Annotated in this window: 8 protein-coding genes and 2 pseudogenes; 5 read left to right on the forward strand and 5 right to left on the reverse strand. The window is 59.5% G+C overall.

What is annotated here, in order from left to right; genetic code table 11:
- The 3 genes from Enr8_RS08200 (at position 1) to Enr8_RS08210 (ending at position 3,426) form a co-directional block, all read left to right on the forward strand.
- Entirely contained in the window at positions 1–948 is a 948-nt protein-coding gene (locus tag Enr8_RS08200; RefSeq protein WP_146430327.1) for an ABC transporter ATP-binding protein, read from the forward strand.
- Positions 945–2,597 carry an ABC transporter permease gene (locus tag Enr8_RS08205; RefSeq protein ID WP_146430329.1) on the forward strand — a complete coding sequence of 551 codons (1,653 nt, stop codon included), beginning with the start codon at positions 945–947 and terminating at the stop codon, positions 2,595–2,597. The genes Enr8_RS08200 and Enr8_RS08205 overlap by 4 nt, the downstream gene beginning before the upstream one ends.
- Positions 2,598–2,769: 172 nt before the next feature.
- On the forward strand, positions 2,770–3,426 hold the full coding sequence (locus Enr8_RS08210) for a CBS domain-containing protein (protein ID WP_186767514.1): 657 nt from the start codon (positions 2,770–2,772) through the stop codon (positions 3,424–3,426).
- Positions 3,427–3,477: 51 nt separating this feature from the next.
- On the opposite strand, the pseudogene Enr8_RS26070 reads toward Enr8_RS08210, so the two are convergent.
- The 3 genes and pseudogenes from Enr8_RS26070 to Enr8_RS08225 form a co-directional block, all read right to left on the reverse strand.
- Positions 3,478–3,663: pseudogene (locus Enr8_RS26070) on the reverse strand (DUF1549 domain-containing protein); the annotation flags it as partial.
- Positions 3,590–4,006, reverse strand: a pseudogene (locus tag Enr8_RS08220) (DUF1501 domain-containing protein); the annotation flags it as partial. The pseudogenes Enr8_RS26070 and Enr8_RS08220, both read right to left, overlap by 74 nt.
- Positions 4,007–4,243: 237 nt before the next feature.
- On the reverse strand, positions 4,244–5,974 hold the full coding sequence (locus Enr8_RS08225; protein WP_186767515.1) for an ArnT family glycosyltransferase: 1,731 nt from the start codon (positions 5,972–5,974) through the stop codon (positions 4,244–4,246).
- A gap of 179 nt (positions 5,975–6,153) precedes the next feature.
- Here Enr8_RS08225 and Enr8_RS08230 point away from each other — a divergent pair, with 179 nt between their 5' ends.
- Positions 6,154–6,933, forward strand: coding sequence for a phosphatase PAP2 family protein (locus tag Enr8_RS08230; RefSeq protein WP_146430336.1), 780 nt, complete (start codon positions 6,154–6,156; stop codon positions 6,931–6,933).
- A 56-nt stretch (positions 6,934–6,989) separates the two neighbouring features.
- Here the strand turns inward: Enr8_RS08230 and Enr8_RS08235 are convergent, their stop codons facing one another.
- Both Enr8_RS08235 and Enr8_RS08240 read right to left on the reverse strand, forming a co-directional pair.
- Positions 6,990–7,700 (reverse strand): FKBP-type peptidyl-prolyl cis-trans isomerase, encoded by a 711-nt coding sequence (locus Enr8_RS08235; protein ID WP_146430338.1) that lies wholly within the window; start codon positions 7,698–7,700, stop codon positions 6,990–6,992.
- A gap of 124 nt (positions 7,701–7,824) precedes the next feature.
- Complete coding sequence (locus Enr8_RS08240; protein WP_186767516.1) at positions 7,825–9,225, reverse strand: DUF1570 domain-containing protein; 1,401 nt, start codon at positions 9,223–9,225, stop codon at positions 7,825–7,827.
- 284 nt (positions 9,226–9,509) lie between these two features.
- Between Enr8_RS08240 and Enr8_RS08245 the strand changes: the two genes are divergently transcribed.
- On the forward strand, positions 9,510–12,953 hold the full coding sequence (locus Enr8_RS08245; protein WP_146430342.1) for a secretin N-terminal domain-containing protein: 3,444 nt from the start codon (positions 9,510–9,512) through the stop codon (positions 12,951–12,953).
- The last annotated feature ends 17 nt before the right edge of the window (positions 12,954–12,970 follow it).

Consider the following 12,970-nt stretch of genomic DNA (forward strand, 5'->3'; position numbering starts at 1 on the left):
ATGATCGCGACCACAAAACCGATGATCGAATTGCGGCGACTGCATCGCTTTTTCGGCGCTACAAAAGCGGTCAGCGACATCTCGTTTGAGGTTGCCGCGGGCCAGGTGTTCGGTTACATCGGACCCAATGGCGCCGGCAAGACGACCAGCATGCGGATCTTGGCGACGCTCGACCTGCCGACCGCCGGCGACGCGTTGATCGACGGGTTTTCAGTGATCAACGATCCTGACCGGGTACGGCGCCGGCTTGGCTTTATGCCCGACTATTTCGGCACTTACTCCAACGTCAACTGCTGGGAGTACCTCGATTTCTTCGCCCGGGCGTACGGCCTGCGAGGAAATGATCGCCGTAAGGCGCTCCACTACACGATGGACTTTACGGGGCTCGAAGTGTTAGCGAAAAAGCCGATCAACGGGCTCTCAAAAGGGATGAAACAGCGGCTTTGTCTCGGCCGGGCGATGATCCACGATCCGGCCGTGCTGATTTTGGACGAGCCGGCGGCCGGCCTTGACCCGCGAGCTCGGATTGAACTGCGCGAGATGATCACCCGTCTGGCGAGTGACGGAAAATCGATCCTGGTCAGTTCACACATCCTGACCGAACTCGCCGAAATGTGCGACATCGTCGGCATCATCGAGCAAGGCCAGTTGCTGGCGACCGGCAGCGTCGCCGAGATTCAACGCGGCCGCGTCGCCCATTCGACGGTTCGCGTCCGCTGCTTAGAAAATGTGGGCGAGTTGGCGAACTGGTTGTCGGGGCGCGACGACATCTCGAACGTGATTGTCGATGGCGAACTGGTGATGTTCTCACATACCGGCGACCGGGCGTCCGAAGCGGCGCTGCTGAAGCAAATGATTGAAGCGAACTACGTGATCGCCGAATTTGGCGCCAAGCATACGTCGCTGGAAGACGTCTTCTTGACGGTCACCCAAGGAAGAGTGCAATGACGACGGTGGATTCGGCGGCGAGTCTCGACGAGCAATCATCAGGGGGAGCGAGCGATAGTCGCTGGCGCCGTTTGGACGCGTGGGTTGAGTACGGCAGCGAGTTGATCAATCCAATTTTGGTCAAGGAGACTCGCCAAGCGCTCAAGAGTCGGCAGTTTGCGGTGACCTTTACGCTTGTCTTGGCGTGCGGTTGGGCCTGGTCGCTGTTGGGAGTGGCGCTGAACTCGCCGGCGATCTACTATTCGGCCAATGGACCGATCATGCTGGTCGGCTACGTCGACATTTTGCTCTTTCCGCTGATCGTCATTATCCCGTTCACCGCGTTTCGTTCGCTTGCCGGCGAGCGCGAAGACGGAACGTACGAACTGCTCTCGATTTCGACATTGCCGCCGACCCAGATCATCAGCGGCAAGTTGGGCAGCGCCGTCTTGCAGATGATCGTCTATCTGTCCGCCCTCGCGCCGTGCGTAGCGTTTACCTATCTGCTGCGCGGGATCGACATCATCACCATCTGCGTGGTGATGGTCGCTGCGACGTTCGCATCGGTGATGCTTTCGATGGCCGGGCTGCTGTTGGCGACGGTCACCAATTCCAAGTCTTGGCAGTCGGTGTTATCGGTCGCAGTGATCGTGTTGTTTTTGATCGCGTTTTTCTCGGCGATCGGACTGTCGGTGGGGGCAATTGTCGAGGAAACGTCGTGGCGGCAGTACGACGATCCCAATTTTTGGGTTGCGACGGTCTGCGGCATGACCTTCTATTTCAGCTACCTGGCGCTGCTCTACTTCGCCGCCGCTACGGCAATCTCGTTTGCCAGCGAAAACCGTTCGACGAAGTTGCGCGTCGTGATGCTGGTGCAGCATTTTCTCTTCTTCATCTGGTTTTGCTGGGCTTACCTCGAATCAGACTATGAGAACGCCTTGCTCAGCATGATGGTGACGATCATGGCGATTCATTGGGGCGTGCACGGCACGCTCATGGTGGGCGAAAGTCCAGCTCTGTCGCCGCGGGTGCGACGGTCGATTCCCAAGACGGTCGTTTCGCGGCTCTATTCCAACTGGTTTCTTCCAGGGCCGGCTCGCGGCTACTTGTTCGCCGTCAGCGGGATGCTCAGCGGCGCGGTATCGGCGATTGCCCTCGGTTGGCTTTCCTCAGAATTCGGGACGGCCACTTTTGTCGACTACCGCACGGTCGCCGTGTACTCTGCGGTCGCGGCGGCCTACGTGGTCCTCTACCTCGGAATAGGGCGTTTGTTGATGATGGGCGTCCGACGACTTGGATCGGGCGACATTTTCTTGTCGGCCATCATCCATTTGCTGCTGCTATTGTTTGGCGTGTTTTTTCCAATCATTATCCAGCTTTCTAGCTATTGGCTGCCCAGCGACGACTATAGTTTGGTGCAGATCAGCAATCCGTTCTGGACCTTGACGATGATCATGGATGACTCCTATGCGATCTTCAATTCTGAGTTGGGAATCGCCGTCGTGCTGTTGGTCGGTGGGGCTGCGATGATGTTCGTTCTGCAAGTGGTGATCTCGGCGCCCGACATTGTGCCCAGCGCCCAGGCGGCCCCCCGCCGCGTCGCGGAAGAGGACCGCCTGCTAGAACCGCAAATGCCGGTAGCCCCGGAGAGCCCTTGGGACGAAGAGTGACGATTGCTCCGGTTTCGCCGAGTGTAGGGCTGCGGTACTCCGCAAGGAATAGTCATTCCTGCGTACAACTCGCGTGGCGGACTCCGTTTTCGCCCTAGGCTTTCTCTGAGAATTCTTTCCCCGGAATGAGGACGGAGTGATGCAGAGCGGCGTCAACTTGTTGTTAGGATCGATGGCGAATTTCGATCAAGGAGTTTCGCCGATAATCGCTGTGGCGATGTTGTCGCTCGCCGTCGGCGTGTTGGTGGGATACCTGATCTCGGGGCCATGGCGAGGCAGACTTGCGCTGGTGCGTCCGGCGCCCAATGCGCAGGAGGCCCGCCGCTCTTCTCTGTACGAAAAACGGCAAAAAATCTTGCGGCGGTTGCAAGACGATCTCGATTTATTGCTGGAAAACCAGGTCGAGGTTTGCAATTTGATGTCGACGCTGGTCGTGCGAGTGCAGCCGGGCCGCAGCGTGGCCGAAATGCGGCGTTTGATGAGCACGCAGCATATGCGCCACCTGATTGTCGTTGACGAAACCGAACGCGCGGTCGGCGTCATCAGCGATCGTGATCTGCTGGCGGTCAAGGATGGAATCGCGGCGGATGTCATGCACAGTCCGGTGATGGCGATCTCGCCGCAGTCGATGTTGCTGCCGACCGTGTCGCATATGATCGAAAACAACATCTCCTGCTTGCCGGTTGTGGAAGAGGACTGCGTCGTCGGTATCGTGACCACGACCGACCTGTTGCTGACTCTGCAGAGCATTCTGCGCATCTTGCAGATGGAGCGAGTCTCTCGCAGCGGAGAAACGCCGCAGGAAGATATGGTCGACTGCATGATCTAGCAGTGCGTTGATCAACTTGTTTCGTTTGTCGGGATCTTCGTCGGCGAGAAACGCTCTGGTTTCGGCCACGGTCGGCAATGTGCCGATGGCGTCCAGATACGCACGGCGCAGGAACATCGCGTCGTCGACCGGCGGCGACGGAGGAAGGTTGAGGCTTTCCAGTTTCGCCAGGATCAAATCGTCGATGAAGTTGCGTTTTGGCGCCGCGGCGACCTCCCTGAACGCCGCCTCCGGCAAAATAGACGGTAAAGCACTGCGGCCAGTGATCGCGACCGCCGGCCGGATTGACGCGCGGCGTGCGACCGAACTCGGCCAGATTGCAAACCAGCGTATTCTCGAGCAAGCCGCGATCGATCAGATCGGTCAGCAGCGCCGCATAGGCCTGATCGTACATCGGCGCGACGATCTCTTTCTTGCCCTCGATCGAGGTGAACGGCTTCGAGCCATGGATGTCCCAGGTGATCTCGTTGAAGACGGTCAGGAAGGTGTTAACCGTGACGAAGCGGACGCCCGCTTCGATCAATCGCCGCGCGAGCAAACAGCTTTGCCCGAAGCGATTCATCCCGTAGCGCTCACGCACCCAGGGCGCCGACTTGCAAGAAATCGCGACGGATCATACCGTCGCAAGTGAACGTCTTGGCGCGAGAAGTAAGTTGAAACATGTCGCCGCGCTGGGAAGGAAGGATGCGACCAGAAGGAGGCTTCGTTCCCTCAAGCTATCGATCCCGCTGAGGGGCGTCAATCTTTTCTGCGCGAAAATCAGAGAAGTTGTCGGCTATTTTATAAAATCGAGGCACTTCCCTGGCGGACGTAACCTCTATCGAGATTCAGAGTTGCGCAGCGCCGCCATTCTCGCCAAGGGAGATTCGCGCGGGGCCGCGACGACTAGCTCCTGCTTGCGGAGGAAGTAAGGGACCGACTCCACCACCGGCAGCCGCTCACGGGTCTCGGTCGATAGCTGATCGTACTGAACGCGGGTAGTGACGATTAGCGGCGCGCCGCCGGCGATCGACTCCTTCAGCAGCTGTTCGTCGCCGTTGATTTTCTGAATCGGGCGACCGCCATAAAAGATCCAACTTGGTTCCAGCGCGTTGTAGGCGAATAGCTCGTCGTCGCCGCTGTCGCGCAGGATCGCAATGATCGCCTCGTTTCGCTGATGTTGATCGACTCGCTGAGCGGCGAATGCGAAGATCAGCAGGACGAAGGCGAGGCTCGCCCCGCCGTAGACCCCCAGCCCAACGCCTGGCTGATTGCGACGCGAGAAGTAGATCGCCGCGACTCCGCCCACCAGCGGCGCGATGCCGACGACGGCCAAGATCGCTTCGCCGGGGATGACCTGACCGAGCGCAAGCGGCGCCCCAATCAAAAAGGCGAGACCCACCACGATCGAAATCGCAAAGCCGGCCAGGTTCCAATTGCGGCTGACTTGGGTTTCGCCGGAGACGAACCGCGAAAGGGTCGCGCCGACCAGCAGCGCCAGCGCCGGATAGCAGGGAGTCACATAGCTGGGCAACTTCGTCTTAGCGATCGTGAACAACGTAATCCAAACGCCGCACCAGCAAGCGAGGAAGATCAAGCCGGGCGTCTCTTGCGCACGGCGGCGAATCTGCCCGGCGGCGTCCAGGATCGTCTCCATGAAAAAAATCGACCACGGAAAGAAGCCGATACAAATCGCGACGACATAGAAGATGACGGGGCCTTGATGCCCTTCCATCGCGGCGGTCGCACGACCGACGTTATGTTCCCAAAAGAAGCCGCGGATCCACTCGAACTCACGCACCGCCACCCACAAATACCATGGGAGCGCAACCGCCAGCGCCGCCGCCAATGCCAACAACGGCTGCATGAACCAGACGGTCTTGAGGAAATGCAGCGGGGCAAATGGACGTAACGGCGTCAGCCAACGTCGCCAACCGGTCGCCGTATTCTCGGGCAACCGTTGAATCAGCAAAAACATGCCGATGATGGCGGTCGGCAATACCAGGCCGATCGGCCCTTTGGCCAGCATCGCCAAGCCCATCGCGCCGTACAGGAACGCAAGCTTCCACCATGGCTCTGGGTAGAATTTTGATTCGGGATCGGACCAGTCGCCAACGCCCCACACGTAAACCCACATCGTAAGCGTGACGGTGAAGATCAACAGCGCATCGGGCGTTGCGATTCGGGCGGCCATTGCAAACATCAGCGATGTCGCCAATGCCAACGCACCCCAGAAGGCGGCTTGTGAATTGAAGAGGCGACGCCCCATGTCGTAAGTCAGCAACACGCCGACGACGCTTAGTGCGGCCGAGAAGAAGCGGGCCGAGAACTCGCTGACGCCCAGCACGGCGTAGCTGCTCATCATCAACCAGTAGAGCAGGACCGGCTTATGAGAACGAACTTCGGCATTGAACCGCGGCGTGACCCAGTCGTTGGCTTCCAACATTTCGACCGCGCAGCCCGCATTCCGCGGTTCGTCGCGATCCCATAGTCGGGCCCCGCCGAGATTGGTAAAAAACGCAATCGCCGCGACGCTCGCCAACAGCCAAGGGGCCAATCGTCCCCCCATCATAAGCAATCCTTTGCTATCGTGTGAAAATAGGGTGTCGCAGCTTACCTGAAGGCGCCAGCAGAGAGCAACGCCAATTCGATCGCTGGAATTTGCTGTTCGATGGCGGCCCCCTGCTCGCTAAACTGGGCGACTTGGTAAGATACGAAATTCACCTTGATTTGGTTTGACGAGAATTCATGGGCGGCGAATCCCGATCGCAGGCAACCGCAACCGACGCGCCGCAACTGGCGGGCTATTGCGAGACGCCCGCGTCGGATGCGATTTCGATGCGGCGGGTCTACATCTTGTCGGCCCTATTGTTCTTGGGTGGCTTCCTGGCCTTGCCGATCGACCACTCGGTTGGCGCCAATTTCGCTGACCCCGGCGAGTTCGCCTGGAAGATCGAAGGCGACCTACGAACGCTGCTGCTGTTGAGCGAAACTTTCGCCCATGGAACCGGCGTGGTGGTGATCGTGATCGCTGTGGCGGTGCTCGATCGCCAGAATCGACGGCTCTTCTACGTGCCGCTGCTGACGGCGTTGGGGGGAGGAATGGCCGCCAATCTGCTGAAGGTTTCGGTGGTAGCGCGGATTCGACCCCATTCGTTCGACTTTTCTCAGTCCATATGGGAGACGTTCTACGCGGCGTTTCCCCTGTTCAATTCGGCGGCATGGGACCATTTAGGCCAGCACAACTATCAAAGTTGGCCCTCGGCTCACTCGGCGACTGCGGCCGCTCTGGCGATCGCAATGACGCGACTCTACCCGCATGGTCGTTGGTTTTTCGTCGCGTTGACGATCTTGGCGGGCTGCCAGCGCGTGCTGGTTGGTGCGCATTTTCCGAGCGACGTCGTCTGGGGCTGGGCGGTCGGGGCGCTGTTCGCCGCCCTGATTCTGGATCATGACCGCTTGATCCACTGGACCGATCGCTGGACCAGTCAGGTTGCCCGGCTCTGGCGCGGCAAGCAGCGCGCATAAAAAAGCGGACGCCGCAGGCGGTGTCCGCTTATCATCTTGCTCCTGGGCTTTGCCGATTACTTATCAGCGGCGGCCGGCAGAACTTCCAGCAGTTCGATGTCGAACACCAGAACCGAGTTCGGCGGAATCGCGCCTGGGCTGCCGTTTTCGCCGTAGGCCAGGTCAGACGGAATGAACAGCTTCCATTTGCCGCCAGCCTTCATCAACTGCAGCGCTTCGGTCCAACCCGGGATAACGCGGTTGACGGGGAAGCGAGCCGGTTCGCCGCGATCGTACGAGCTGTCGAAGACGGTTCCGTCGATCAGTTCGCCTTTGTAATGGCAAACGACGTCGTCGGTCGGTTTCGGGGAAGCGCCGGTACCTTCCTTTTCGACGATGTACTGCAGACCCGACTTGGTGGTCTTCACGTTCGGCTTCTTGGCGTTTTCGGCCAGGAAGTCGGCGCCCTTCTTCTTGTCGGCGTTGGCCATCTTCTGTTGTTCGGCCACCATGACCTTTTGGAATTCGGCCATGGTCGCTTGGATTTGCTCGTCGGTCAGTTCCGACTCTTTGCCTTCCAGCGCATCGGTGACGCCCTTCAGCAGCGCTTTGGCGTCGACATTCGGCAGACCGGTTTTGATATCGGTGCCAAACTTACGGCCGATAACGTATGAAGCTTTTTCCATCACAGTTTTGAGTTCTCCTTGCGGCGCGGCCGGCTCTTGAGCCCGCAGTACGGCCGGAATAAACGAGACTAGCGCCAGCGTCAAACATAGGACGCGTTTCATAAGTGATCCTTTCCAGGAGAGGCCGCTGCTGGCGGCAAGTAGGTGGGTAGACGCTCGCGGACGCGCCTGAACAAGTAACTATTATTGAAGATCGGCCGCGAAATGGAAATCGGGGAAGAGAGAGCTATTGCACGGTTCGCAGCCATTGCGAAGCAAATCGCTCGGCCGCGCCGCGGTTGGGGAAGAGACGAATCTCCATTTGAGCGCCTGCCCGCTGCTCGGGGGTCAGCTTTCTCAATTGTTGCGTTTGCCACTGCGAGGCAAGGTCTTGGGCATGAAAAACATTGGCGGTACCATAGGCCTTGCCCCCCGAAACGATACGCACAGTCGCGGCAAAATGGGCAAACTCGGCAAATGGGTGGTTGTATTGTTGTGACTTGAGATGCGCGATCATTCCCTTTTCGACTTCGCTTAAATCGTCGCCGAAATGCTTCGAGAAATCTTCCTTGTTCGAAAGAATTACCCCTCCGGTTGTGACATTGACCGAGCCTTCCAGCGGCCGAATCGCGCTCAGCTGCCGCATCAGCTCGTTGAAGTCAGACCTTCGCTGCGAGGCCAGATAGTGGGTCAACCCCCACGCCGAAGCGTAGCCGGTTGACGTCAGCCGCGCTGCCTTGACCGTTTGCTCAACCATCTCGCCGTCGGCCTGCTCGGCATCTTTTCCCTTAATGTACGACTCCAGCTCGAACATCCGCATGTCGTTGATGTCGCCGGCGCCTTTCCACTTCATGCGGGTTCCAAACTCGGTGGGAGCGTAGTATTCGGCGATTCCTTCCGAGATCCACATCGGCCACCGCGACAGACGCTGTTGGACGCCGATGTTGTGCAAGATCTGGTGGGCGCCTTCATGGGCGATCGTGGAGATCGCCTGTTTGTAATAGAGGTCTTGTTTCAGCGGCGGATCGGACGGGCGTTCGTACATGACGACATGGTTGGCCAGCGTGTCGTAAAAAGCGACGACGCCGTCGGGCAGCTCGGCAAATTGCTTGTATTCCGACTCGGTCGCAAACATGATCGCGACCAGCGGGACATCGGGCTCATGCACGTCAATTCGCTGCGCTTTGGCATGTTTGAGCATGCCCGGAATCATCGATTCCAAGATTCGCATCGTCGCTTCGGCGAATTCATCGCTGGTGTTGTAGACGAACACGTAATGGCGACTGGTGCGGGTGCGAAAGCCAGGGAACTTGGCTTCCATTCGCTTGGCGAGCGTCTTCTTGTCGATCCCTCGGAAGGGAACGTCGCTGCGGCGAGCCTCGGTCACGCCGCGGGTAACTAACGTCCCATCGGGCAACTCGACCACCATGTTGCTGCCGATCACGACGTGGATTCGCCCGATCGCCGGCTCTCCTTGTTCGTCGCGGACCTCAACGCTGCCGGTCAGATCGTGGGAAACGAGTCCGGGCGGAAGATCGAGACCGAACGCGCGCGGATTGGGCACCTTCAACCCTTGGGCTGAGAGAGTCTCGTACCCCAACAGCAGGGGGAGCGTCCAAGCGGCGAAGTAGATCGCAAGATTTCTCATGACAGGTCTTGGGCTGCGAGTGGGGCTGCGGAGACGAGGCATTGGTGGGGTTGCTACCATTTTGCGGCGAAACTCCTTTCTGGCAAGGAATTTCCCGTAGCTGATTTCTGAGAAAAACGGTCACTTTGCGGACACAAACGCCGGCTTTCCGGGTTAAACAAACGGGACAGTTGTCTGTTCCGCAGAACTTACCAGACGGAATCTCGCCAAGCGTTGATCTCTAAACTATTGTTTTAGAAGAGCTTACGGCGTTTTTTTGCGAAAAATTCACCTTTTCGGGTCCGATGCAAACCACGATGGTCTGGAACTTCCCCTTTCGATTCGGCGGGCTGCTGCTGGCGACGCTCGTCTCCTTTTCCCTCTTTCTAACGTCTTTGTCGGCGGCTGACCCTGATTTTGTTGGGGTGTTGGCCTATGCGCTAGACAAGGATACGGCGGAAAAGCTGAAAATTGACGCCGAAACCCACGACAAGCTGAAAACGCTGATCGCGGATCGCGAGGACAAGGCCTTGGAATTGGCCCTCTCGATTCGTGACCTGCCAAAGGAAGAGCAAGCCGCCAAGCTGGCGCCGTTTGTCGCCGAGTCCGAAAAAATCGGCTTCGCCCTGCTTACGCCGGAGCAACAAGCCGGTCTGAAACAGTTTGCCGTCAAAGCATCTGGCCTGAAGTCGCTTGAGACGCCCGAGATTGCGGACGCCCTCAAACTGACCGACGACCAGAAAGCGGAAGTTGCTCGGCTGGCCAGCAAGATTGACGCCGCTCAAGCGGCGGGCGCTCCGGCGGTGGAAGCGGCTCAGCGAGAATTTGAACGCGACGCTCGCAAGGTTCTCAGTCCTTCGCAGCAAGCAGGCTGGGATCACTTGGCCGGTTTGGTCGGCGCACCCGGCGACCCGTTGCCGGAAGTGACTCCGCCCGGCGGTGAAGCGAAACCCGAGGTGACGGCGATTCCGGACGAAAACGCCGCGGCGCCGAAAATGGTCGCCGCCCCCGAGGCAAAGGCTTCCCCCAGCGACAAGCCGGCCGAAAAACCGCAACAAGAGGTTGGCGCCAACGGCGAACCGCTGCTCCGTTTCAGCTTCCGTTACGCCCCGTGGCGCGATGTGCTCGACTGGTTTGCCGAACAGGCCGACCTGTCGATGGTGATGGACGCTCCCCCGTCGGGCACCTTCAACTACACCGACGGCCGCGCTTACACGCCGGCCGAAGCGATCGATTTGCTCAATAGCGTCTTGCTGACCAAAGGCTATACGCTGGTCCGTCGCGAGAAAATGTTGCTGGTGATCAACCTGGAAGATGGCATCCCGCCGAATTTGGTCACCAACGTTCCGGCCGAGAAGCTGGATGACCGGGGCGAGTACGAACTGGTCAGCACCCTCTTCACGCTAAGCCGGATGACGGCCGAAGAAGCGGAAGCCGAAATCTCGAAGCTGATCGGTCCGCAGGGACAGGTCGTCGTGCTGCCAAAATCGAAACAGATTTACGTCACCGAAACGGCGGGACGTTTGCGGACGATTCGTAACGTGATCAACGCCGTCGAGCGTCCCGTGAGCGAACAGGTGCACATCGTCGCGCTGAAGCACGTCGGTCCGGAAGAAGCGTTGACGGTCGTTCGCCAACTGCTGGACTTGCCCGAAGAGGCGAACGGCACCGACGACGGTACGCTGCGGATCGCGGTCGACGCGCTCGGTGGCCGATTGTTCGTCAGCGGCGAGCCCGAACTCACCGCGCGGGTGCAAGAAATCTTGAAGATGGTTGATCAGCCCGGTGGCGCGACCGAGATCAGCGAACAGCCCCAATTGGAAGTTTACGCCGTCGGCGCTTCGCAGCCGCAAACGGTGCTCCAGGTCATGCAAACTCTGCTGGCCGGTTTGCCGGAAGTGCGTCTGGCGATTGATGAGAACACCGGCAACCTGGTGGCGCTGGCCAAGCCGTCGCAACATGCGACGATTCGGGCGACGCTTGACCAGATGCAGCGCGACTCGAAGAAGATCTCGGTCATTCAACTGCAAACGGTCGATCCGCAACTGGCCGTCCTGTCGATCGCCAAGTTGTTCGGCAGCACGGGCGAAACGCCGAATCCGAGCGCTCCGGTCGTCGACGCCGATCCGATCAACGGCATGTTGCTGGTTCGCGGTACGCAAGATCAGCTCGATCAGATTAACGAACTGCTGAAGCAGATGGGCGAAGATCCCGAATCTGCCCTGGCGTCAGCGCTCGATCGTGGTCGCGTCCGGACGTTGTCGCTATCGGGCGCAACGACGACGCAAATTCTGGACGAACTGGAGATGATCTGGCCGACGGTCAGCAGCGCGCGGATTCGAGTCGTTCGCCCCTCGGCCCCGCCGATTCGCGCCGTTGGTCCGACCGAAGAATCGCCAGAGGACGCGGAGTTTCGCGATAACTTGCGACTCCTCTTCCCCCCTTCCAACTCAACGACGACGCCCCGCGAGGACGAGTCGGCTCGTTTCCAGAATACGCCCTTTCGTTTCGTGAGCGAAACGACGGCTGCGACCGAAGAGGATGCGGAAACGTCGCCAACCGCGGCTGATGATCAAGAAGCGACCAGTGCGCCGAAGAAGCCGGCCGAGATTATTATCATGCCCGGCCCCGGCGGGATTGTGATCGCGTCGGACGACACCGAGGCGCTCGATCAGTTGGAAGAGTTGATTCAGATGCTCGGCGATCGCATCGCCACCAGCGGCGCCGACTATACCGTCTTCTACTTGAAGCATGCCCCGGCCGATGTGGCGGCTGATTTGCTGTCGCGCATCTTAACCGGTCAAGCCGCCTCGGGCGGCGATAGCGGCGGCGGGCTGCTCGGAGACATGGCCTCGAGCATGCTTGGCGGCGGTGGCGGTTTGATGGGATCACTGCTGGGACTCGGCGGCTCGGGTGGCGGGATGAGCTATACCGCGTCGGGAAGCTTCTCGGTCGTCGCCGATGGACGTCTCAACGCGCTGGTCGTCAAAGGGACGCCGACCGACGTGCAGGTGATCGAACAATTGCTCAAGATAATCGACCAGCCCCATAGCCCAGAAGATGTCCAAACCAAGGCGAAGCCGCGGATGATCCCGGTTCTGTATCAACCGGCCAATGACGTGTTGACCGTCGTGAAGCAGGTTTACGCCGATCGGATTGCCGATTCCGGCGGTGGCGGCCAACAGCGCGGTCCGAGTCCGGAAGATTTCATGCGTGCACTCGCCGGTCGTGGAGGCCGCGGAGGCGGCCCAGGCGGCCCAGGCGGTGGCGCGCAAAGCGAGCCGGCCAAAATGACTATCGGGGTCGATGCTCGCAGCAACTCGCTGATCGTTTCGGCGCCCGATCCGTTGTTTGAAGAAGTGAGCCTGTTGGTCGAACAGCTCGATCAGGCGACCACCGAATCACAAGAGACGATGCAGGTGGTCAATATTCGAAAGTCGAATCCGGCGACGGTCCAAAACGCCTTGAAGTCGATTCTCGGCGCCAACGTTATCTCGAACTCCTCGTCCAGCGACAGCAGCAGTTCGACGAGCTCGAACAGTTCGTCGCAACAGCCCAGCCAGGCCGACGCTGATGCGATGCGTCGCCGGATGGAGATGTTCAATCGGATCCGCGGCGCCATGGAGCAACAGCGCGGCGGCGGTCGTGGCGGTCCCGGCGGAGGCGGTCCCGGCGGAGGCGGTCCCGGCGGAGGTGGTCGCGGCGGAGGTGGTGGAGGGGGACCCGGCGGTGGGCGTGGCGGCCGTTAGGCGAAACGTCACAGCCG

Source organism: Blastopirellula retiformator, from assembly GCF_007859755.1.
GTDB classification, from domain to species: Bacteria; Planctomycetota; Planctomycetia; order Pirellulales; family Pirellulaceae; genus Blastopirellula; species Blastopirellula retiformator.

Coding starts and splice junctions, on each gene's coding strand:
- Enr8_RS08225 (WP_186767515.1), bottom strand. CDS start 5,974: ATGGGGGGACGATTGGCCCCTTGGCTGTTGGCGAGCGTCGCGGCGATT.
- Enr8_RS08235 (WP_146430338.1), bottom strand. CDS start 7,700: ATGAAACGCGTCCTATGTTTGACGCTGGCGCTAGTCTCGTTTATTCCG.
- Enr8_RS08230 (WP_146430336.1), top strand. CDS start 6,154: ATGGGCGGCGAATCCCGATCGCAGGCAACCGCAACCGACGCGCCGCAA.
- Enr8_RS08240 (WP_186767516.1), bottom strand. CDS start 9,225: ATGAGAAATCTTGCGATCTACTTCGCCGCTTGGACGCTCCCCCTGCTG.
- Enr8_RS08205 (WP_146430329.1), top strand. CDS start 945: ATGACGACGGTGGATTCGGCGGCGAGTCTCGACGAGCAATCATCAGGG.
- Enr8_RS08245 (WP_146430342.1), top strand. CDS start 9,510: ATGCAAACCACGATGGTCTGGAACTTCCCCTTTCGATTCGGCGGGCTG.
- Enr8_RS08200 (WP_146430327.1), top strand. CDS start 1: ATGATCGCGACCACAAAACCGATGATCGAATTGCGGCGACTGCATCGC.
- Enr8_RS08210 (WP_186767514.1), top strand. CDS start 2,770: ATGGCGAATTTCGATCAAGGAGTTTCGCCGATAATCGCTGTGGCGATG.